We start from the raw sequence: 20,742 nt of genomic DNA, 5'->3' as shown, positions 1-20,742 counted from the left end.
CAGACAAATAAAAAAGCCTTTCAGAGAAAGGCTTTTAAAAGTGAAGGTGGATTAGTGTTCTTTAATTTCTGAATGATGTTTGGTATCTTTCATAAAGATATAAACAATCAATGAAATCGAAATTAAGATAGTGACATAAATAAAGAACCACGATTCATGTCCAGCTTCCTTGAAGCTCAGTGCAAAAAACTCTGCTGTTCCGCCAAAGAGCGTATTGGCAAGTGCATAGGGAAGCGCGACGCCTAATGCACGAATATGTGCAGGGAATAGCTCGGCTTTCACCACGGCATTAATGGAAGTATAGCCTGTGACAATGACCAGTCCGGCTAAACAGATCCAGAATGCGGACCAGTAGTCTTGGGTCTGGCCTAATTTATCGAACAGGAAGTAGGTAAATAAGACACCGAGTACCCCAAAAGAAATCATCAGCGGTTTACGACCAATTCTGTCTGACAATGCACCCGCAGCTGGCTGCAAACACATGAAAAGAAACAGCGCCAAGGTGGTGATTTGCGTGGCTTCAGGTTTACTAAACCCGGAAGTATTGACTAAATATTTTTGCAGATAAGTGGTGTAGGTATAGAAGGCCACCGTACCGCCAGCGGTTAAAAACAGCACCGTAAATGCCTGTTTGGGATAATGCTTAAACAGCGCAAACATACTCGATTGAGGCTGGGTTTTATCTTGTTGTGCGTTTTTAAAAGATTGGGTTTCGAGCAGTCCACGACGGATATAGAACACAACAATCGCCAAACATGCACCAATAAAAAATGGAATGCGCCAACCCCAGTCATGCAGTTGTTCTTCAGTCAGTACAAACTGCAAAATTAGTAGCACGCAAAGTGCGGTAAGCTGACCGGCAATTAAAGTAACGTACTGAAAACTGGAAAAGAAACCACGCCGGTTTCGTTCTGCCATTTCACTTAAATAGGTGGCACTGGCACCATATTCTCCACCGACGCTTAAGCCCTGAATGAGTCGGGCAATCACTAAAATAATGGGCGCAAATATTCCGATTTGATCATGGGTAGGAGAGACCGCAATCATCAGGGAACCAATACACATCAGCGTCACAGAAAGAGTGAGACCTGATTTTCGTCCTTTTTTATCCGAGTAGATGCCCATAATCCAGGCACCAATCGGACGCATTAAAAAGCCGACTGCGAAAATGGCGGCAGCTTGGAGGAGTTGTGCGGTTTGACTGCCTTTGGGGAAGAATGCATGAGCAAAATATAATGTAAATGCCGCATAGACATACCAGTCATACCATTCAACCAGGTTACCTGCTGAGCCACCCAGAATGGATTTGACCCGTGTCTTGGTGTCCAGATTTACTTGAGGAACGTTTTGTTCAATCATGTATCAAAGTCCATTTTGTTATTGCTTTTAGATATTAAACCTATTGTTTTGACGGCATAAGCGTAGCGGTTTCCAGTTTTGTATAAAAAGTGTGCGAAATTTAACTGCTTGAAAGTGAAGTAGTTGAAATAAGAGTTGGATTGATGATTTATATCCTGAGTTTATTTTTGATCTGACAACCCCATTATTATTTTATATTCATTCCATTCACCCCTGATTTCCAAGTGTCATTTCACTTTGAATAGTGTTAAGTTTCCTGGAACAACAATAAATTTAAGTCAGCTGTTTTAATATAATTAGAGGAGGTGATCATGCAAATGAGTCATCCGGTCTATGATGTGGTCGTGGTTGGTGGAGGCATCAATGGCGTTGGTATTGCAGTTGATGCAGCAGGGCGAGGGTTGTCTGTATTTTTATGTGAAAAGGATGATTTGGCCAGCCATACATCTTCTGCAAGCAGCAAGCTTATTCATGGTGGTTTACGTTATCTTGAACATAAAGAGTTTCGTTTAGTGCATGAAGCGCTGGTTGAGCGCGAAGTTTTATTGGCCAAAGCACCGCATATTATTCGTCCCTTGCGTTTTATCATGCCTCATCAGCCCTATTTACGTCCTGCATGGCTCATCCGGACCGGTTTATTTGTTTATGATCATCTGGGTAAACGAGAAAAATTAGCCGGTTCGAAACAGATTGCTTTTGATGCCGCAACCAGTCCTTTAAAAGAAGAAATAACGCAGGGTTTTGAATATTCAGACTGCGCTGTAGATGATGCGCGTCTGGTGGTCTTAAATGCGCTGCAAGCCCATGAGCTGGGTGCGCATATTGTTACTCAAACACAATGTAGCGCTGCATACCGTGAAAATGGGTTGTGGCTGGTGCAGTTGGAAAATGCGCAAGGTGCTTACCAAATTCAGGCTAAAGTATTGGTGAATGCTGCGGGGCCGTGGGTCGCGCAATTTATTCAACAGAACTTGAAACAAAAATCACCTTATGGGCTTCGACTCGTTCAAGGCAGTCATATTATTGTGCCGAGAATATATGAAGGCGATCAAGCTTTTATTCTGCAAAATGATGATCAGCGGATTGTTTTTGCGATTCCTTATCTGGAGCAATACACCCTGATTGGAACCACTGATCATGAATACCAAGGCGATTTAGATCGGGTTCAGATTACCCCAGCTGAAATTGATTATTTGCTGGATGTTTATAATGATCATTTCAAGCATCAGTTAGGTGTTGAAGACATTTTATGGACTTATTCAGGGGTTCGGTCTTTATGTGACGATGAGTCTGATAATCCATCTGCGATTACCCGCGACTATACATTGGCAATGTCGCATGAGCAGAAAGATGATGCGCCTTTGCTTTCAGTGTTTGGCGGAAAGCTGACGACCTATCGAAAGCTGGCAGAATCTGCAGTTGCACATTTGCAACCTTTCCTTCCGAACATGAACAAGCCCTGGACTGAAAAAGCCTTATTGCCCGGCGCAGAAAATCTGGTTTCGGTTGAACGCTTAATTCAGAAAATTATGCAAAGCATCGAAGATGCGCCGTTGCAGTTGGCTTCGCGCTGGGCGCATGCTTATGGTTCACGGGTATGGAAATTTATAAGTGATATTACGGCGAGGGATGAACTTGGTGATGACTTTGGACATGGCTTATTTGCCAGAGAAGTCGATTATCTGGTAGATCAAGAATGGGCCAGAACCAGCCAGGACATTTTATGGCGCAGAACCAAGCTAGGCTATCAATTTACGGATGAAGAGATTCAGGTATTAGATCAATATCTTTCGAAGTTGCTGGTGAAGAGATCGCAGGATACTGCAGCTTAAGTTTTTAAACATGAAATAAAAGACCGTTAAGACGGTCTTTTATTTGAGTCAAATTGCAGTATTGATCTTCAATATTGATCTTCAATTAAATTTTTAGCTGAGACTGCATTTAGCTTTATATTTTAAACTGTTTTAAATTTCAACGCCGCCCATTGCTGTACAGTTGACAGGGGTATTCCATTTAACTGCAGTACCCAAAATCACTGGACGTACCATGCGCCAAGGCCAGAAACCAAATCGTTGGCTGGCATTGTAGTTAATCACCACGTTACCGCCGACCTGATGTGCACGTTCTGCAAAACGTGAATACAGCTCTTCTACGCTACCATAAGTACCTTTAGCAACTTTAATGCGTTTTTTGACCTGAAATTGGCTTGAGTCAGGCGTGCCTTTGATGGCACAGATGTGAAGAGCCGATTGTTCTGTAGTCTCTTGAGCCAGGGTTAGGCTAGATAAACCGAGTAGGTAAGTTGTAAGTGCGAATGTTTTTAACATGAGATTTTCTTCTTTTATTGTTATAGAGTTATTTGCGGGCTTATATTAGCGTAAAAAAAAGGCCACCGAAGTGACCTTTTATCAATTAATTCAAAAAATTAAGCAGATTTTTTAACAGCTTCTAAAAGCTCGTTTTGACGTGCTTTAAGTGCAGCCGGTAAACGTTCACCCAATTTAGTGAACAATTCAGTGTGGCTTTCCAACTCTTTGATCCATTGATCTTTGTGTTGTGCCGTAACAGTTTCGAATTGCTCTTTAGAGAAGTCGATACCCGTCCAGTTCAATTGTTCATAAGTAGGAACCAAGCCGATTGGAGTTTCAGTCGCTTCAGCGCGGCCTTCACAACGATCAATCATCCACTCAAGAACACGCATGTTTTGACCGAAACCAGGCCATACGAAGTTGCCTTCAGCATCACGGCGGAACCAGTTTACGTTAAAGATCTTAGGAAGTTTGTTGCCAGCAGCTTCAGCTTTAACTGCTACTTGTTCACCCATTTCTAACCAGTGAGAGAAGTAGTCAGCCATGTTGTAGCCAGCAAATGGAAGCATCGCAAATGGATCGCGACGAACTACGCCTTGTTGACCAACAGCAGCAGCAGTAGTTTCAGAACCCATGGTTGCCGCTTTATAAACGCCATCAACCCAGTCGAAAGCTTCAGAAACCAAAGGCACGGTGTCTGCACGGCGACCACCGAAGATGAACGCAGAAATTGGAACACCCGCTGGATTTTCCCAGTCAGCGTCAATAGAAGGGCATTGACCGGCAGCAACAGTGAAGCGAGCATTTGGATGAGCCGCTTTTTCTTCGCCAGTGTGTGGTTGACCTTTCCAGTTGGTCAGGTTAGCAGGCGCTTCTTTAGTCAGACCTTCCCACCATACTTCACCGTTATCAGTCACAGCAACGTTGGTATAAATCACGTCTTTGTGCATGGTTGCCATACAGTTCGGGTTGGTCTTGGTATTTGTACCAGGCGCTACACCGAAGAAACCAGCTTCAGGGTTGATTGCATATAAGCGACCGTCTTCACCAGGTTTGATCCAGGCAATATCGTCACCTACAGTTTCAATTTTCCAGCCTTCATAGCCTGCTGGTGGAATCAACATGGCAAAGTTGGTTTTACCACAAGCAGAAGGGAATGCAGCTGCGATGTAGTGTTTTTCACCTTGTGGATTAGTCACACCAAGGATCAGCATGTGTTCAGCTAACCAGCCTTGTTGACGACCCATTGAAGATGCAATACGTAAAGCCAGGCATTTTTTACCCAACAATGCGTTACCGCCGTAACCAGAACCGTAAGACCAGATTTCACGAGTTTCTGGATAATGCACGATGTATTTTTCAGGGTTGCAAGGCCATGCAACGTCTTTTTGACCTGCTTCAAGCGGAGCACCTACAGTGTGTACGCAAGGAACGTATTCGCCGTCAGTACCAAGAACGTCATAAACAGCTTTACCCATGCGAGCCATTTTAGACATGCTTACCGCAACGTAAGGAGAGTCAGTTAATTCGATACCGATGTGTGCAATATGAGAACCTAAAGGACCCATAGAGAAAGGAACAACGTACAAGGTACGACCTTTCATGCAACCATCAAACAAACCGCTTAAACGCGTACGCATTTCAGCAGGTGCTTCCCAGTTGTTTGTCGCGCCTGCATCTTCTTGTTTTTCTGAGCAGATATATGTGCGACCTTCAACACGAGCAACGTCAGAAGGATCAGAATTAGCTAAGTAAGAACCAGGATGTTTTTCTTGGTTCAGCGCTTGCATAGTGCCGTTAGCGATCATCAAGTCGATATAACGTTGATATTCTTCTGCGCTACCGTCACACCATTCAATTTTCGCTGGCTTCGTTAATTTTGCAATTTCTTCAACCCATGCAATAAGCTTAGGGTGACGAACGAATTCTGGTGCGTTCACTTGGGTCATGGTGAGGCCTATCTCAAATGTGTACAATTTGAATGTACAAAGTACAATCCAAGCAATGGGATACATCGCCTGGATGAAAATATAAAAAAAAGTGGCTGTATTAAAGCATAAAATCGTAAAAAAAATAAGACTAAAGAAGTATGTGAAATAGGTTGGAAGATTATGCTTATGCTTATTAAAGACTTATAAAAACAATAACTTATGATATTTATTTTTCCCTGTTTTTAATATTTTTAATTGTGATGGGTGTTATTTATTTAAATTATGTATTTTAAAAACAACAACTTAATGTTATTTTTTTTATGAGAATTATTATTGATTAAATAAATGGTTGTCATTCGAATTTTACATAAACATGCTTTTAATTGCCGATAAATTGGACAAGATTAGAGCAATTGCTTCAAAAAAGTATAGAAAATGTCAGAACCTTTAAAGCCCTTGTCGCTTATTTATAACGAAAAGTCGGGATTTCATGCTGCAGACAAAGATGAAGTCTATGAACAACTTATGACATGCTTAACGGCTTATGGTTATGAAATTCAAGCCTTTGAAATTGGTACAGAAGCAAATTTCAATCATTTGATGGAAAAAGTTATTTTACGCCATCAACAGGCGAGTGAAGCGGGTGTTGTGGTTGCCGCGGGTGGTGATGGAACCTTGAATGCTGTTGCGGCACAGCTGATGGGGACGGATATCCCGATGGGTATTTTCCCTCTGGGAACCTTTAATTATGTGGCGCGATTGCTCAATATTCCTCTGGATTTACTAAAAGCTGCTGAAACCATTGCGACAGGCAAAATTCGTGAAGTACATGTTGCGCAAATCAATGATCATATTTATTTAAACAATGCCAGTTTGGGGCTATATCCTTTATTTATTCAAAAACGTGAATTATATAACCGGCGCTTGGGCCGTTTTGCTTTAAATGCCTATACCTCTGGTCTGGATGTGCTGATTCGTGACCGTAAAGAGTTGAAACTTGAAATAGAAGTGGATGGAAAACAGTATCCTGTGAAAACGCCACTAATTTTCTTTGGCAATAACCAGTTGCAACTGGCAGAGATGAATCTGCGTATTGCTGAAGCTGCTGAAAAAGGCAAGGTCGCAGGCATAGTGGTCGCCAAAAGTGACAAACGCACATTGTTTAAAATCTTATGGCAACTGATAAAGGGAAACTTGGACAAAGCACCAGATGTATATAGCTTTTCTGGAGATGAAGTCGAAGTGCATTCGAAACGAAAAAAATTAACGGTTGCACTGGATGGTGAAATTGTTGAAATGCAGCCTCCGCTTAAAATTTCAGTCCGTAAAAATGCATTGAAAATACTGGTGCCTCATGATTCTGCATCTGTCTGATTTACATTTTGGGACGGAAAAGCCCGCCTGTATGGCTGCAATCCGTCTCTTTTGCCAAGAGCACCCAATAGAGGCCATCGTGGTAAGTGGTGATTTAACCCAGCGTGCACGCTATAGGCAGTTTTATGACTGTAAACAGTTTTTGGAAAGCTTAAATCTGCCGTATTTGGTGGTGCCAGGTAATCACGATATTCCGTTGTATCAGTTGTGGAATCGCATTTTTAGTCCATTTACCCGTTATAAATTATTTTTTGGCAACATGGAAACGACTTTAGAGACTGCACATTTTTATATTATTGGGGTAAATAGTATTCGACGTCGTTATCACACCCGCGGTCATATCTCGTTGGAGCAAATCCAGCAGATTGACCAGTCGTTAATGATCGCACCTGAAGATAAAATCAAACTGATCGTGGCGCATCAGCCTTTTTATACGCCACCGAATAATCCGCATGGGGTCAAAGACTGTCCGATGCTGGGACGGATGGCTTTGGAGTCCTGGAGTCAAAGTGGCTTGAATGGATTATTGCATGGACATTTACATCAATCGGCAGTTTACGATTTAAACCAGATTTATCATTTAGGCGTCGCACACCCTGTACTGGATATTCATGCTGGAACGGCGACTTCATATCGGCTGCATCGTGGCTTACCCAACAGTTTTAATGTCATTTATGCGAATGCAGATGTAGAGCATTATTACTTTGATGGGAAACAAAAAGAATTTGTATTAAAAGAAGAAAATGCTGAATAAATGAAGAAACATTGAGAGTTGATTAAAAAAAATACAAAAACGGCACTTTTTTTTCGTTTGCCCCTTGAAGCGTTTTTTTCCATCCCCACCAAAGTGTCATCGAAATTATTTTTTTGATGATGACCGATGGAATAACAAAGTCATCATTACTTCACTAATAAAAGACTTAGTCTGATGGAGTTTCCAATGAGCAATATTCGTCCATTACATGATCGTGTAGTTATTCGTCGTGTTGAAGAAGAAACTAAAACTGCTGGCGGTATTTTACTTCCAGGTTCTGCTGCTGAAAAACCGGCTCAAGGTGAAATCATTGCAGCAGGTAATGGTCAGATTACTGACAATGGCGTACGCGCTTTAGACGTTAAAGTAGGCGACAAAGTATTGTTCGGTACTTATGCAGGAACCACTGTAAAATTTCAAGGCGAAGAACTTCTTATTATGAAAGAGTCTGACATTTTAGCCGTTTTAGAAGACTAATTCAGACCTTTTCAGTTAATCAAATTTTTTGAAAATTAAAATATTTGGAGTAAAGCATGTCAGCTAAAGAAGTAAAATTTGGTGATTCAGCGCGCAGCAAAATGATTGCAGGCGTAAACATCCTTGCAGATGCGGTAAAAGTAACTTTAGGTCCTAAAGGTCGTAACGTTGTCATTGACCGTTCTTTCGGTTCACCACACATCACTAAAGATGGTGTAACGGTTGCCAAAGAAATTACGCTTAAAGACAAGTTTGAAAACATGGGCGCGCAATTGGTTCGTGAAGTATCTTCAAAAACCAATGACATCGCAGGTGACGGTACAACCACTGCAACTGTATTGGCTCAAGCAATTTTGAACGAAGGGATCAAATCAGTTACTGCCGGTATGAATCCAATGGATTTGAAACGTGGTATCGACCTTGCAGTTCGCGCTGTAGTTGAAAACATTAAAGCAACGGCTAAACCTGCTTCTGATACGAAAGCGATTGAACAAGTTGGTTCGATCTCTGCTAACTCTGACACCACTGTAGGTAAACTTATTGCGCAAGCAATGGAACGTGTGGGTAAAGAAGGCGTAATCACTGTTGAAGAAGGTTCAGGCTTTGAAGATTCGCTTGACGTTGTTGAAGGTATGCAGTTTGACCGTGGTTATATCAGCCCGTACTTTGCAAACAAACAAGACACGTTAACCGCTGAACTTGAAAACCCGTTCATTCTTCTTGTTGACAAGAAAATTGGCAACATTCGTGAATTGATCAGTGTATTAGAAGCGGTTGCTAAAACAGGTAAACCACTGCTTATTATTGCTGAAGATGTTGAAGGCGAAGCATTGGCAACTCTTGTAGTAAACAACATGCGCGGTATTATCAAAGTATGTGCGGTTAAAGCACCTGGTTTTGGTGACCGTCGTAAAGCAATGCTTCAAGACATCGCGATCTTGACGGGTGGTACTGTAATTTCTGAAGAAATTGGCATGTCACTTGAACAAGCGACTTTAGAAAACTTGGGTACAGCGCATAAAGTAACTGTTTCTAAAGAAAACACAGTGCTTGTTGATGGCGCAGGTAATGCAGCTCAAATTTCAGACCGCGTTCAACAAATCCGTGCGCAAATTGAAGAATCAACTTCAGAATACGACAAAGAAAAACTTCAAGAACGCGTTGCTAAATTAGCAGGCGGTGTTGCAGTGATCAAAATCGGTGCTGCAACTGAAGTTGAAATGAAAGAGAAAAAAGACCGTGTTGACGATGCACTTCACGCAACTCGCGCTGCGGTTGAAGAAGGTGTTGTTGCAGGTGGTGGTGTTGCGCTAGTACGTGCAGCTAAAGCACTTGATGGTGTTGTGGGCGCAAACGATGACCAAAATGTCGGTATCAACATTTTACGTCGTGCGATTGAAGCACCGCTTCGTCAAATCGTTGCAAACGCAGGTGATGAACCATCTGTAGTGATCAACGCTGTTAAAAATGGCGAAGGTAACTTCGGTTATAACGCAGCGACTGGCGAATATGGCGACATGCTTGAAATGGGTATTCTTGACCCTGCAAAAGTAACGCGTTCTGCACTTGAACACGCTGCTTCTGTTGCTGCTTTAATGTTAACAACTGAATGCATGATCACTGATCTCCCAGAAGACAAACCTGCAATGCCTGATATGGGCGGCATGGGTGGTATGGGCGGTATGATGTAATTCATACTGATCATTCGATCTAAAAAAATCCCCGCTTGATGCGGGGATTTTTTATATCTTTTTTCAAATTATTTAATGTTGATATAAGCCGCTTGATAGGATTCAGGATAAATAAACGATATCAGCTCATGTTGGGTTTTATTCGCTTTAATCGGTGAAATTGGATTATTTTCAAATGTAGAAACATGTTCGTTATTCTTGGCATCTATTAAAACAATATCGCTGTCGCGTAATTTAAGCGCTCGATCTGAGTGATTATTAATTTCAAAAAAATACGTCAATTTGGTGCTTTTAATGCCATTCGATTCTACTTTTTCTGATTTAAATAAATCCGCCTGAATATCTACATATTTGAGTGCATTATTCACTTCAATATTTTGTACTTGAGGAATTTGGTACTGCTCAAAATCTTTGAATTGGTTTTTATTCTGATCAAGTGGTTCTATTGAATGATCATGCAAAGAAAAATAACGGTTCTGCTTGGTTTTATCGTCAATTAATTGCAATAAATTTGAATTTTTCTCATCGAAAACGAATGTGCCTGAAGACTCTTTTTGTTTCATCTTTTGTTTAAAAAGACTCGCTTCTTTTAGCGTGTAGGTTTTGTCTTGATGAAGTCGCAGTGAAACAAGTTGTTTTTCACAAGCAGCACAGGGAATAAATGCTTTGTAATGGCCCACCCAATTTGGAACTTGAACCGGTACAGGTTTTGAAGGTTGTTCAGCTGGTTTAACTTTTTCATTCAGGGATGAGGTACTCGTATTATCGCAGCCACTTGAAAATAACATGGCAAAAAAACTAAGTGTAATCATCGCTTGTTTCATAATGATCATTTAATTAGAAAGATATTTTTTAACCATAAGCATAAGTGATTAATCTCGCTAGTATTAAGCCGTCAAATAAATGATTTATTTGTAGCAAATCGTGACGAATGGATAAGAATAAAGAGACTAAAAAAGCCCTGTTTCAGGCTTTTTGTGTAGAGAAGAAAGGCGTTAAATTAATTCAGATCTTTCTGTAATTTGTAGTTCAGCTTTGAATCAATCACTTTGCCTGTATTGATATCGCGCGCTTCAACAAAATTCTCACCTACAAAAAATTTACGATTTTCACCTGCCTTATCTAAGCGAATGACCGATGGATGATCGGGATCGAAGCTAAAAGTGCCTTTTACTTTAGATTCATTATTTTTTCCTTTGCCCAAGTATTCTTGCGTTAATTCATAAGTCTTGTCTGCTTTTAACTCAAGTTCGGTTTCAATGCCTTGACAATCCGCGCATGGGAAAATGCCCTTATATTCACCAATCCAATCCAGTGAGGTTTCTGCAGTATCACCGACTTGCGTGGTGGGCTGTGTATTGGTGGGCTGCATAGATTGCGTTTGAGCCGCCGTGTTTTCAGGTGCCTGATTAGTTTCATGCGTATCGGTATTCGGTTTACTGCATGCAGCTAAAGCGAGAGTGATCAGAGGCAGGATTAATATTGTTTTTTTCACGATTTATTTCCTTTTATATGACAACGTAACTTTTAAAGCTACCTATAAAATTAGGTAGAAAAGGATCTTTATTAAAGAGTGATATTGTTCGCGCTTTGTTATTGTTTGCCTTGTTTTTAAAATAGATCTTGCTGTTTTTACTTAACCTTTGAAATATAAATTCAATCCTGCATTAAAAAAGAATAAATTTTTCACGGTATATCAGGGTAAAGTAAAGATAGATTTTATTTAAATTCCAAGTTATACATTTATATATTAATTGAGCATTAATTATACGTATTGAGCTATCTTATTTTAATGACCTTGTTAAAATCTGCGCACTTTATTAGGGTGTGGTGTTTTTGTGTTCGAAAAATTAGCTGAACAAAGTTTAAAAATGATGGGCTGGGAAATTGATAATCATTGGCCACTTGATTTAGATCAGTGCGTGATGATTGCGGCACCACACACCAGCAATTGGGATGCTTTATATGCTCGTTTAGCCCTAAAAGCTTTAGGGGTAAATGTTCGTTTAACCATTAAAGACAGCTATATGAAGTTTCCATTTGGGCCATTTGTACGTGCTTTGGGTGGGATCGGGATTGACCGTACACCAAAAGCAGAAGGCGAGCCGCGCCCAAGTATGGTTGAGGTCATGACCGATTTATTCAAAGAGCATCCGAAGTTAGTGATGCTGGTGACTCCTGAAGCAACACGTGCAAAACAGGAACAATGGAAGACCGGGTTTTATCATGTGGCAACGAGTGCAGGTGTACCTATTGCCTTGGCCTACATGGATTATGCCAAGAAAAAAACCGGTGTAGGTAAAATTGTATATCCTACAGGGGATTATGAAAAAGATATGGCTGAAATCATGGACTTCTATTCAAAAATCAACGCCAAATTCCCAGAAAACTTTAGTGTCGACAAGCGTTATTACACTGAAGCCTAAGGTTTACAGGACAGGGAACATCTCCCTGTCCTGCTTTAAAAACGTGGATTGTATTTAAAAACTTGGATTGCATTTAAAAAGCATAAAAGCATTGCCTCGAGATTTCAGTATTTATCAGTGTTATGGGATTAAGCACTTTTTAGTGAGGATCAGAGCCATAGAGCATTCACTTAATGAGAGAAATAGGCTCATTTATTTGCTGCCGGATTAATTCCACCTAAATGCTGGCAAGCCTCTTGGTAAATAAAATATTGTTCCTTAATCACATCACTTAATGGAACATCAAATAACTCTTCACCTTCCTTATAACTTTGCACATAAGATTCGGCTTTTTGACGGCTAGAAGCCAGTGCTTGTTCGTGATATGAGGTAATGGAACTATGCGTCATTTGTGCACTTTCAATTTTATTACACTGAAAATATGAAAGCATTTTTTCGGCATGTTTAATATCGCGAGATGTGCCTAAGCTACAGCCTGTTAGCAGCATTATTCCTGCTAACAAAATCAAGATTTTCATTTTGAGAAAAACTAATGGAGGGGATAAGTTATTGTATAAAACTTTCTCTTTCATTAATGGAATATGAAATATCAAGTGAGTGTTTTTTGATTAAATGAGATTTATCCTACTTTTTAGATTGTCTTTTCAAAAAAAATAATCCTGATTCTCGGCATATGTGTTTTAAATATTTCATGCTTCATCAGTTTAGATCAAGGTACTGAAAATTAAAAAGCCGCCTGAAGCAAATAACAGACTTAACACGGTATGTTTAAATTGCCGTTCTGAAATTTTATAAAATAATTTTGCGCCCAAGATTGCAGGGAAACTGACACTGACCAGCAAGATGGCCATGTAGGGCAGCAGTTGTATTTCCAGTGTGCCTTGCAGCAAATAGGCAACTAAAGTAAATAACTGAATGCCGAAATTGAAATGCCGTAAAATATAACGCTGCTCTTGTTTGGATAAGTTTTTCAGCATGACCCAAGCCGAAGGCAGTGAACCACAAAATCCGCCTAAACCACCCAGTATTCCTCCTACAAATCCCACCAGACTATCTGCAAATTTGCCTGATTGTTGCAGTCGAGGAAATTGCGGATTAAAGAACATGATCGGACACCACAGCACTAAAAATAAACCTAAAACCAATTTAAAAGTTTCTGGCTGAATAATATGCAGCAAATAAGTACCTAAAGGCACGCCAATCAGTCCTGCAATTAAATAGGGTAAAACCAGCGATTTATTGAGATGAGGATGCTTTTTCTCATTGGACAAGGAGATGATGTGACTCCAGACCGAAGCAAACACCACCAGAGGCGCAGCAATTTGCGGAGACAGAACCCAGACCCAGAAAGACATGGCAATTAAGGCAAAAGCAAAACCTGTGAGTCCCTGTACAAAACCTGCGACCATCGCACCAAGAATAAATAACAGCCAAGTCATAGCGATCAGGTCAAAAGGAAAGGCAGCAGTATTCTAAAGATTGCTGCAAAAGCCAAGCTTATATTTATCTGTATTTCTGCAAATCTAAGTAGAACTTTTAATAAAAGGATTTAAAAAGATGCAGATTGGATATTTTAACTATGAATAAAAAATGAATAAATCCCTACAAGAGTGCAACAATGAATCCGTTTACTCTTCATTAAATCGTTTGATAATAAATGCATGCAGTGAGAGGTGATCAATATGATGAAAAAAATGATATTACTTTCTGTATTGGCAGTGTCGTTAACTGGCTGTGTGGTTGATCCTTATGATGACGATTATCGTGGTCATCGAGACCGCGACGGACATTATGACCGACAACATGGTGACCGGGATTGGAAAAATAAAGACCGTCCAAACTGGAACCATAACAGAAATGACCGTGATCGACACGATCATCGTTAACAGGTCGATAAGCTGACCTTAAATTGACAGACTACATTTGACTAAAAAGGATTCCATTTGGGAATCCTTTTTTATTGCTTCTAATAATTAAGCCGTATTTTTTTGATACAGCCCGGCGCGAACGGTTCCTGCCTTGGTCTGTTTAATCTGTTGCCATGAAGATGGAAGTTTCAGCTGGTTTAAATCACGATCGGCTTCAACATAGATAAAAGCCTTGTCCTTAAGTAAAGGATCGGCAAGTTGCGCCAGTTCTTCCCATAAGTCCAAACTATAAGGTGGATCTAAAAACACCAGATCAAATTGTTCTTTAAGCGTTGGCAAGACCTGTTGAGCCGTGGCGACTTTTAATTTTGCGTGTTGGCTGGTGACTTTAAGCAATTGCAAATTATCTGTTAAAAATGCCGCTTGAGTCCGATTCGGTTCAATCATCACCACTTGTGTCGCGCCACGTGACAAAGCTTCAAAACTTAAGGCACCCGAGCCAGTACAAAGATCTAAAACATTCGAGTTTTGAATGTCCCACATCAACCAGTTAAACAAGGTTTCACGGACTCGATCTGGCGTAGGACGTAAACCATCAGCACTGGCAAAAGCAAGTTGGCGACGTTTCCATTCACCACCAATAATGCGGAGTTGATTTTTCATTGATCATTCACTCTCTACGGGTTGTGAGTTGGTTGATAGTGATGTACTTGGTGATGTATTAGGTATTGCTTGGCTTGCAGGCTGTGCTGATTGTGCAGCATGAGCATCGGCTGCCACGGGTGTTGTACCGCTGGGTAATTCACCCGGTTTAATGCCTGCAGTCATTAGGCCGCCACTAATTTGATGGCCGGCTGGACGAATTGGATCTTTTTTACGTTTGAGCAGCCAATAATCAAACATGGGACGCGCCAATTGCGCTGCTGAACCACCGTGTTTACCATTTTCCCAAACAATCGCAATGGCGATTTCAGGGTTTTCAGCAGGAGCAAAACCAACAAATAAACCATGGTCAAGTTGACGCTCGGTCAATAGTGATTCGTTATATCTTTTACCCTGTGCAATACTTTTAACCTGTGCTGTCCCGGTTTTTCCTGCAATTTGATACATTGGGGTGCGAATACCGCGACCGGTACCACTTTCAACCACATCAACCATGGCATCGCGCATTTTAATCCAGTCTTCAGGTTTACCATTAAACTGAATGACTCCATCTGGAGCATTGTGGGTTACATGCGGTTTTGCACCATGACTTTCACGCAGTACGTGAGGAGTGATGTGGGAACCCTGATTGGCGGTAATGGCAGTGGCCATGGCGAGTTGCAATGGTGTGGCAGTAAATGCACCTTGCCCAATACTGACGGAAATGGTTTCACCCTTCAGCCATTTGCTTTTACGGGTACGCATTTTCCAGTCCGGGCTTGGGTATAAACCGGTACTTTCACTGGGTAAATCTACACCTGTTTTTTCACCAAAACCAAACTGACGCATCCAGGCATTCATTTTTTCAATGCCCATACGATAAGACAGAACATAAAAGTAAGTATCGCAAGACACCACTTGGGCTTTATGCATGTTTACAGAACCATGACCTGTTTTTTTATGGTCACGGAAACGGTGACTGTCACCCGGCAAGGTAAAATAGCCAGGGTCAGATATGGCTGTTGCCCAGTCGACATAACCATAATGAATGCCGCCTAAACCGAACATCGGCTTAATGGTTGAACCAGGAGGATAAGCCCCTTGTACGGCGCGGTTGTAAAGCGGTTGGTCAAGATTATCGCGCAGGGCGCTATAGTCGGTATTGCTAATTCCGGTAACGAACAGATTTGGGTTAAAACTTGGACTTGAAACCAGCGCTAAAATTTCCCCGGTTTTAGGGCTCAATACCACAATCGCGCCACGACGTCCGGCCAGTTGTTCAGTTGCGATCACCTGTAAGCCATAATCAATCGACAGATATAAGTCATTGCCGCGAACAGGATCTTTACGGCCTAAATTACGCAGTACATTACCGTGTGCATCGGCTTCAACTGATTCATTGCCCGGCACACCGTGTAAAAGGTCTTCATAGGATTTTTCAACCCCAATTTTCCCAATCAGGTTGGTGCCTGCATATAAATCTTTATCAATCGATTTTAATTCTTTGTCATTAATCCGGCCCACATAACCAATCACATGCGCAAACAATTCACCATGCGGATAATAGCGGGTCATTTGGGTTTCTATATTGACCCCGGGGAACTGAAATTTTACTTCACTAAATTTGGCGATATCGGTTTCAGTTAAATTTAATTTAAGTGCAACACGTTCGGTCTTTTTGGACGTTTTGATTCGACTGCTAAAACGGTCTATATCTTCTTCAGTTAAGGCCAAAATAGGGATTAAACGCTTAACGGTATCATCAATATCCTGAACATCAGCCCGTGAAATGGTCGCTGAAAACACCGGATAATTGTCTGCAAGTAAAATGCCATTACGGTCATAGATATAACCACGTGCAGGCGCTAAAGGTTGCAGTCGAATCCGGTTCTGATCTGAGGCAGTGGAAAATTCGTCGTAATGGGCAATTTGTAAATACGCATAACGCGAAACGAGCAATAGAAGAAAGAAGGCAACAATCCCGACCGCGATAAACACCCGATTGCGATAAATGCGCTTTTCTTGTTGGACATTTTTTAAAGGAAAGTGCTGCTTCATATGCGATCGACTTACATCTGGGGGAGTGGGAAAAACTAGCGGGGTATTCTAACGCATGTCATGATTTTTTGATATTTGTTCAGGAGAAGCCTTGGACTGGTTTAGCTTAAACTTTGACTTTACAGACATTAAAATTGTAAAGTGCAGTATATAAGAGTTCTGATAATTCTGCTAAAGTCAAAATTGAAAAAAAGGACTGTATTAAAAATAAAATTAGGGATAACCATGAAAATAATCACAAAAGCATATTCTTTGCTGGCATTTTTTGCGCTCGCAAATGTAGCTCATGCACAAGACAATCCATATTTACCAGAAGCAAAATTGACATTAGACAGTGCTAAAACATGGAATGTAGGCGCCGGTTTTACCCAAAAATTAATCCATGTAAATGCAGAATGGGTGAATCCCTATGGAATAGCCTATGCAAAAGCCGGGGTGTTCCTGAATGATGACAAAAATCCGGGGGCGCAAGTGGGCTTTCGATATCCATATCATCTGACAGGTAAGGATAAAAATGGTTATTATATCGGGGTTTATGCAGGACATATTGAAAGTAAACCTGTCGATAATGAATATGAAGCCAGACTGGGTGCCGGGGTAGATCTCGCCTATGTTCTGTTAAGCAAGGAACGGATTAGTAGTTTTAGTGTCGGTATTGGTGCCGGTGAAGAGCTAGAAGATAGAAATGGCAATGTAGTGGCTGAAACAGAGCCGAGAATACAATTCTCCTATACTCTAAGCATCGGTTTATAGTGAAAATGTTCAGTTTTATACGATTTAGTATTTTGTGATTAAAAATTAAAATGGATATTATGCATGCTTGAGTACGTCAACGAATTGTGGCAAGCCTTCTTGAAACGCCCAGACTTTTGGGCAGTACTTAGCATTATTCCTGTAACTGCTTTTGTCACTTGGGCGCATGTGTGGATGGCGCTTAAAATGGTCTTTTATCCCATTACATTTTGGGGATTCCATTTAGGTCCATTACCCGTCGGCTGGCAGGGCATTGTGCCACGTAAAGCCGGCCGTATTTCAGGGATTATTACTGACAACACCTTGTCAAAACTGGGTTCATTGCGGGAATTTCTGGATGCGATGGATCCGGAAGATATGGCGCGCATCATTGGTGAGCAGGTTGGCTTTGAACTTGAACACATTATTGATGAGATGATGCTCGAACGTAATGCGGTATTTTGGGAAAACCTACCTTATTCGATTAAGCGCCGTATTTATGCTCAGGCACATAAACAGTTACCAGGTATCTTAAGGGAACTTGTGACCGAACTGACCATGAACGTCGAGTCACTTGTGGATATGCGTGAAATGGTGGTTCGCCAAATGGAAGGTGATCGCCGTTTAATGGTGAATATGTTTCTTAAGGTTGGACAGAAAGAAATCAACTTTATTTGGCATATTAGCGCGTTAATCGGGATGTTCTTTGGTATATTCCAGATGATTGTCTGGTTTGTTGTACCTTGGCATTGGACTGTACCGTTCTGGGCAGCGGTTTGGGGTTTTCTGACCAACTGGATTGCGATCTGGATGGTATTTAATCCGCTTGAACCGCATTATGTCCGCTATCCACAATTTTTTGAATTAACCAAAAACCGTAAGTTTCCTTGGGTGAAACCCGTGATTCCACGTATTGGCACCTACAATATTCAGGGCGCATTTATGAAACGCCAGGAAGAAGTGTCAGATGTATTTGCACGAGTAGTCACAGAAGACCTAATTACGTTAAAATCGATTATGACCGAGATGATGTATGGCGGGAAGAAAAACAAAACTCGCCGTATCGTTAAACGCCATATTAATGAAATTATGGAAACACCGCTGGTTAGAACATCTTTACAGCTCTCATTAGGTCCAAAAGAGTACGCAAAACTCAAGACAGACTTGATCGATCGCTCAATTGAAATTACGATGGTGCCTGTATGCGACCCTGCTTTTAATGCGAGCCGTGCACAGAAAATCTATCAAATGTTTAGAGACCGTATTCTAGAGCTGACCCCAAGAGAGTTTCAGAATTTACTCCGTCCTGCTTTTCAGGAAGATGAATGGATTTTGATTCTGCTGGGTGGCGTAACTGGATTTATAGCGGGTACAATCCATTTGTTTGTGGCTTTCTTATAATTAGATGCTGGACTGAGGGTTAAATCAATTAGATTCGACCTGAACGAAGTGTCATATACATTGTTAAATGAGGATGTTTTTTTATGCGCATTATATTACTCGGACCACCTGGAGCAGGTAAAGGTACACAGGCTCAGTTGATCTGTAAGCGCTACAATGTCCCACAAATTTCAACCGGTGATATGCTCCGTGCTGCAATTCGTGAAGGTACTGAATTAGGTCTTAAAGCTAAAAGCGTGATGGAAAGCGGTGGTCTCGTATCTGACGAACTCATCATCGGTCTGGTTAAAGAACGTATTGCTCAGCCTGATTGTGTAAACGGCTGCATTTTTGATGGTTTCCCACGCACGATTCCTCAAGCAGAAGCTTTGGAAGGTGAAGGGATTAATATCGACCACGTGATCGAAATAGATGTTCCTGATGAAGAAATCGTACAGCGCCTTTCAGGCCGTCGTCAGCACGCAGCTTCTGGTCGTATTTATCATCTTATTTACAATCCGCCTAAAGTGGAAGGTAAAGATGATGAAACTGGCGAAGATTTGGTTCAGCGTCCAGATGACCAAGAAGCAACGATTCGTAAACGTTTAGCTTCATATCATACTGAAACTGAACAATTGGTCGGTTTCTATCAAGGTCGTGCAGCTTCTGGCGAAAATGCACCGACTTATGACAAATTGAATGGACTGCGTCCGATTGAAGAAGTTCAAACCGATTTGTTCGCGATTTTAGATCAATCAAAATAATTCGCATGCCTTAGTACGGCGAATGTTTTGACATTAAAAGAGTCCTAAGTCATATTAGGGCTCTTTTAATTTGTACGCTCTTTTGAGGACCGACCCTTGCTAAAAATTGGCTTAGTGGCATTGATGATTTTTTTTGGTATTGTGGTATTGGCTTTAATGGTTCAAAGTTTTAAATACTTGCGCCGCGTGGAAAAGCAAGAAGCTGCAGAAAAGAAAAATAGCCAGCCCGAGCGTCAGCTCCATCCTAAATTACAGCAGAAAAATAAAGACAAACACTGAATTTAGATTTTATCTTCAATCATTTTTACCGGAATACTTTTCGCTGCGCCAAATTCAAAACGGTCTGGCCATTGGCATACATCTGCGACCACACATTCATAACATTTCGGCTTGCGGGCAATACAGGTATAACGGCCATGTAAAATCAGCCAGTGATGCGAGTCAATCATAAATTTTTTAGGAATTACCTTGACCAGTCGATGTTCAACTTCTAGCACATTTTTGCCAATGGCCAGACCCGTCCGGTTACTTACGCGAAAAATATGGGTATCTACGGCCATAGTCGGCTGACCAAAGGCTGTATTCAGTACTACGTTTGCGGTTTTACGTCCAACACCGGGCAATGCTTCCAGATCGGCACGGTTATCCGGTACGACGCTGTTATGCTTCTCTATCAGTATTTTGCAGGCCTTGATGACATTTTTAGCTTTAGCGTTATATAGGCCAATGGTTTTAATATATTGCTTCAAGCCATCAACACCGAGTGCATAAATGGCTTCAGGTGTATTGGCAACAGGAAACAATTTGTCGGTGGCTTTATTCACGCTGACATCGGTTGCTTGCGCAGAAAGTGTCACAGCCACTAAAAGTTCAAAAGGACTGGTGTAATTCAGTTCGGTTTTCGGGTGGGGTCTTTGCTCACGTAATCGCTCAAAAAATACCTGAATTTGTTTTTTAGTCATATTCTTTACAGGCAT

Annotated in this window: 21 protein-coding genes; 11 read left to right on the top strand and 10 right to left on the bottom strand. The window is 41.2% G+C overall.

From position 1 onward, the window contains the following. Window positions 1-51: 51 nt before the first annotated feature. Window positions 52-1,359, bottom strand: a complete 1,308-nt coding sequence (locus tag E0H81_RS02820; protein WP_131316370.1) for an MFS transporter — start codon at window positions 1,357-1,359, stop codon at window positions 52-54. A 311-nt stretch (window positions 1,360-1,670) separates the two neighbouring features. Between E0H81_RS02820 and glpD the strand changes: the two genes are divergently transcribed. After that, window positions 1,671-3,191 (top strand): glycerol-3-phosphate dehydrogenase, encoded by a 1,521-nt coding sequence (gene glpD / locus E0H81_RS02815; protein ID WP_131316368.1) that lies wholly within the window; start codon window positions 1,671-1,673, stop codon window positions 3,189-3,191. Window positions 3,192-3,323: 132 nt separating this feature from the next. On the opposite strand, the gene E0H81_RS02810 is transcribed toward glpD, so the two are convergent. Together E0H81_RS02810 and E0H81_RS02805 are read right to left on the bottom strand one after the other, a co-directional pair. Beyond that, window positions 3,324-3,686: a hypothetical protein gene (locus E0H81_RS02810; RefSeq protein WP_131316366.1), complete on the bottom strand. Its 363-nt coding sequence runs from the start codon at window positions 3,684-3,686 to the stop codon at window positions 3,324-3,326. Between the two features lie 98 nt (window positions 3,687-3,784). Next, a complete protein-coding gene (locus tag E0H81_RS02805; protein ID WP_131316364.1) occupies window positions 3,785-5,617 on the bottom strand; it encodes a phosphoenolpyruvate carboxykinase (GTP) in 1,833 nt (610 codons plus the stop codon). Between the two features lie 417 nt (window positions 5,618-6,034). On the opposite strand from E0H81_RS02805, the gene E0H81_RS02800 reads away from it, so the two are divergent. From E0H81_RS02800 to groL, 4 genes are all read left to right on the top strand, one after another. Next, the gene (locus E0H81_RS02800; protein WP_131316362.1) at window positions 6,035-6,973 is read left to right on the top strand and encodes a diacylglycerol/lipid kinase family protein; all 939 of its coding nucleotides are present in this window, start codon (window positions 6,035-6,037) and stop codon (window positions 6,971-6,973) included. After that, on the top strand, window positions 6,954-7,727 hold the full coding sequence (locus E0H81_RS02795; RefSeq protein WP_131316360.1) for a metallophosphoesterase family protein: 774 nt from the start codon (window positions 6,954-6,956) through the stop codon (window positions 7,725-7,727). The genes E0H81_RS02800 and E0H81_RS02795 overlap by 20 nt, the downstream gene beginning before the upstream one ends. Before the next feature lie 186 nt (window positions 7,728-7,913). Next, on the top strand, window positions 7,914-8,204 hold the full coding sequence (locus tag E0H81_RS02790) for a co-chaperone GroES (RefSeq protein ID WP_067863388.1): 291 nt from the start codon (window positions 7,914-7,916) through the stop codon (window positions 8,202-8,204). Window positions 8,205-8,260: 56 nt separating this feature from the next. Further along, complete coding sequence (gene groL, locus E0H81_RS02785) at window positions 8,261-9,895, top strand: chaperonin GroEL (protein ID WP_131316358.1); 1,635 nt, start codon at window positions 8,261-8,263, stop codon at window positions 9,893-9,895. A 68-nt stretch (window positions 9,896-9,963) separates the two neighbouring features. On the opposite strand, the gene E0H81_RS02780 is transcribed toward groL, so the two are convergent. Together E0H81_RS02780 and E0H81_RS02775 are read right to left on the bottom strand one after the other, a co-directional pair. Continuing rightward, on the bottom strand, window positions 9,964-10,719 hold the full coding sequence (locus E0H81_RS02780; RefSeq protein WP_165492578.1) for a copper resistance protein NlpE N-terminal domain-containing protein: 756 nt from the start codon (window positions 10,717-10,719) through the stop codon (window positions 9,964-9,966). 176 nt (window positions 10,720-10,895) lie between these two features. After that, entirely contained in the window at window positions 10,896-11,390 is a 495-nt protein-coding gene (locus E0H81_RS02775; protein WP_131316354.1) for a copper resistance protein NlpE, read from the bottom strand. 343 nt (window positions 11,391-11,733) lie between these two features. Between E0H81_RS02775 and E0H81_RS02770 the strand changes: the two genes are divergently transcribed. Continuing rightward, a complete protein-coding gene (locus tag E0H81_RS02770; protein ID WP_131316352.1) occupies window positions 11,734-12,321 on the top strand; it encodes a 1-acyl-sn-glycerol-3-phosphate acyltransferase in 588 nt (195 codons plus the stop codon). A 188-nt stretch (window positions 12,322-12,509) separates the two neighbouring features. On the opposite strand, the gene E0H81_RS02765 is transcribed toward E0H81_RS02770, so the two are convergent. Together E0H81_RS02765 and E0H81_RS02760 are read right to left on the bottom strand one after the other, a co-directional pair. Then, a complete protein-coding gene (locus E0H81_RS02765) occupies window positions 12,510-12,839 on the bottom strand; it encodes a hypothetical protein (protein WP_131316350.1) in 330 nt (109 codons plus the stop codon). A gap of 186 nt (window positions 12,840-13,025) precedes the next feature. After that, complete coding sequence (locus tag E0H81_RS02760; RefSeq protein WP_131316348.1) at window positions 13,026-13,760, bottom strand: sulfite exporter TauE/SafE family protein; 735 nt, start codon at window positions 13,758-13,760, stop codon at window positions 13,026-13,028. Between the two features lie 243 nt (window positions 13,761-14,003). On the opposite strand from E0H81_RS02760, the gene E0H81_RS02755 reads away from it, so the two are divergent. Beyond that, a complete protein-coding gene (locus E0H81_RS02755) occupies window positions 14,004-14,207 on the top strand; it encodes a hypothetical protein (RefSeq protein ID WP_131316346.1) in 204 nt (67 codons plus the stop codon). A gap of 87 nt (window positions 14,208-14,294) precedes the next feature. On the opposite strand, the gene rsmD is transcribed toward E0H81_RS02755, so the two are convergent. Continuing rightward, the gene (gene rsmD, locus E0H81_RS02750) at window positions 14,295-14,852 is read right to left on the bottom strand and encodes a 16S rRNA (guanine(966)-N(2))-methyltransferase RsmD (protein WP_131316344.1); all 558 of its coding nucleotides are present in this window, start codon (window positions 14,850-14,852) and stop codon (window positions 14,295-14,297) included. Between the two features lie 3 nt (window positions 14,853-14,855). Continuing rightward, the gene (gene mrdA, locus E0H81_RS02745) at window positions 14,856-16,889 is read right to left on the bottom strand and encodes a penicillin-binding protein 2 (protein WP_131316342.1); all 2,034 of its coding nucleotides are present in this window, start codon (window positions 16,887-16,889) and stop codon (window positions 14,856-14,858) included. A 234-nt stretch (window positions 16,890-17,123) separates the two neighbouring features. On the opposite strand from mrdA, the gene E0H81_RS02740 reads away from it, so the two are divergent. The 4 genes from E0H81_RS02740 (at window position 17,124) to E0H81_RS02725 (ending at window position 20,044) form a co-directional block, all read left to right on the top strand. Then, the gene (locus tag E0H81_RS02740; protein WP_131267043.1) at window positions 17,124-17,642 is read left to right on the top strand and encodes a hypothetical protein; all 519 of its coding nucleotides are present in this window, start codon (window positions 17,124-17,126) and stop codon (window positions 17,640-17,642) included. A 63-nt stretch (window positions 17,643-17,705) separates the two neighbouring features. Beyond that, complete coding sequence (locus tag E0H81_RS02735; RefSeq protein WP_131266750.1) at window positions 17,706-19,022, top strand: DUF445 domain-containing protein; 1,317 nt, start codon at window positions 17,706-17,708, stop codon at window positions 19,020-19,022. 83 nt (window positions 19,023-19,105) lie between these two features. Further along, complete coding sequence (gene adk, locus E0H81_RS02730) at window positions 19,106-19,765, top strand: adenylate kinase (RefSeq protein WP_131266748.1); 660 nt, start codon at window positions 19,106-19,108, stop codon at window positions 19,763-19,765. Window positions 19,766-19,861: 96 nt separating this feature from the next. Next, entirely contained in the window at window positions 19,862-20,044 is a 183-nt protein-coding gene (locus E0H81_RS02725) for a hypothetical protein (RefSeq protein WP_131316340.1), read from the top strand. Between the two features lie 2 nt (window positions 20,045-20,046). Here E0H81_RS02725 and nth read toward each other — a convergent pair whose 3' ends face one another. After that, the gene (nth, locus tag E0H81_RS02720) at window positions 20,047-20,742 is read right to left on the bottom strand and encodes an endonuclease III (RefSeq protein WP_131316338.1); all 696 of its coding nucleotides are present in this window, start codon (window positions 20,740-20,742) and stop codon (window positions 20,047-20,049) included.

This window comes from Acinetobacter terrestris (assembly GCF_004331155.1).
GTDB classification, from domain to species: Bacteria; Pseudomonadota; Gammaproteobacteria; order Pseudomonadales; family Moraxellaceae; genus Acinetobacter; species Acinetobacter terrestris.
The sequence above is the reverse complement of the archived record's forward strand: the minus strand, read 5'-3'. Positions and strand labels throughout refer to the sequence as shown.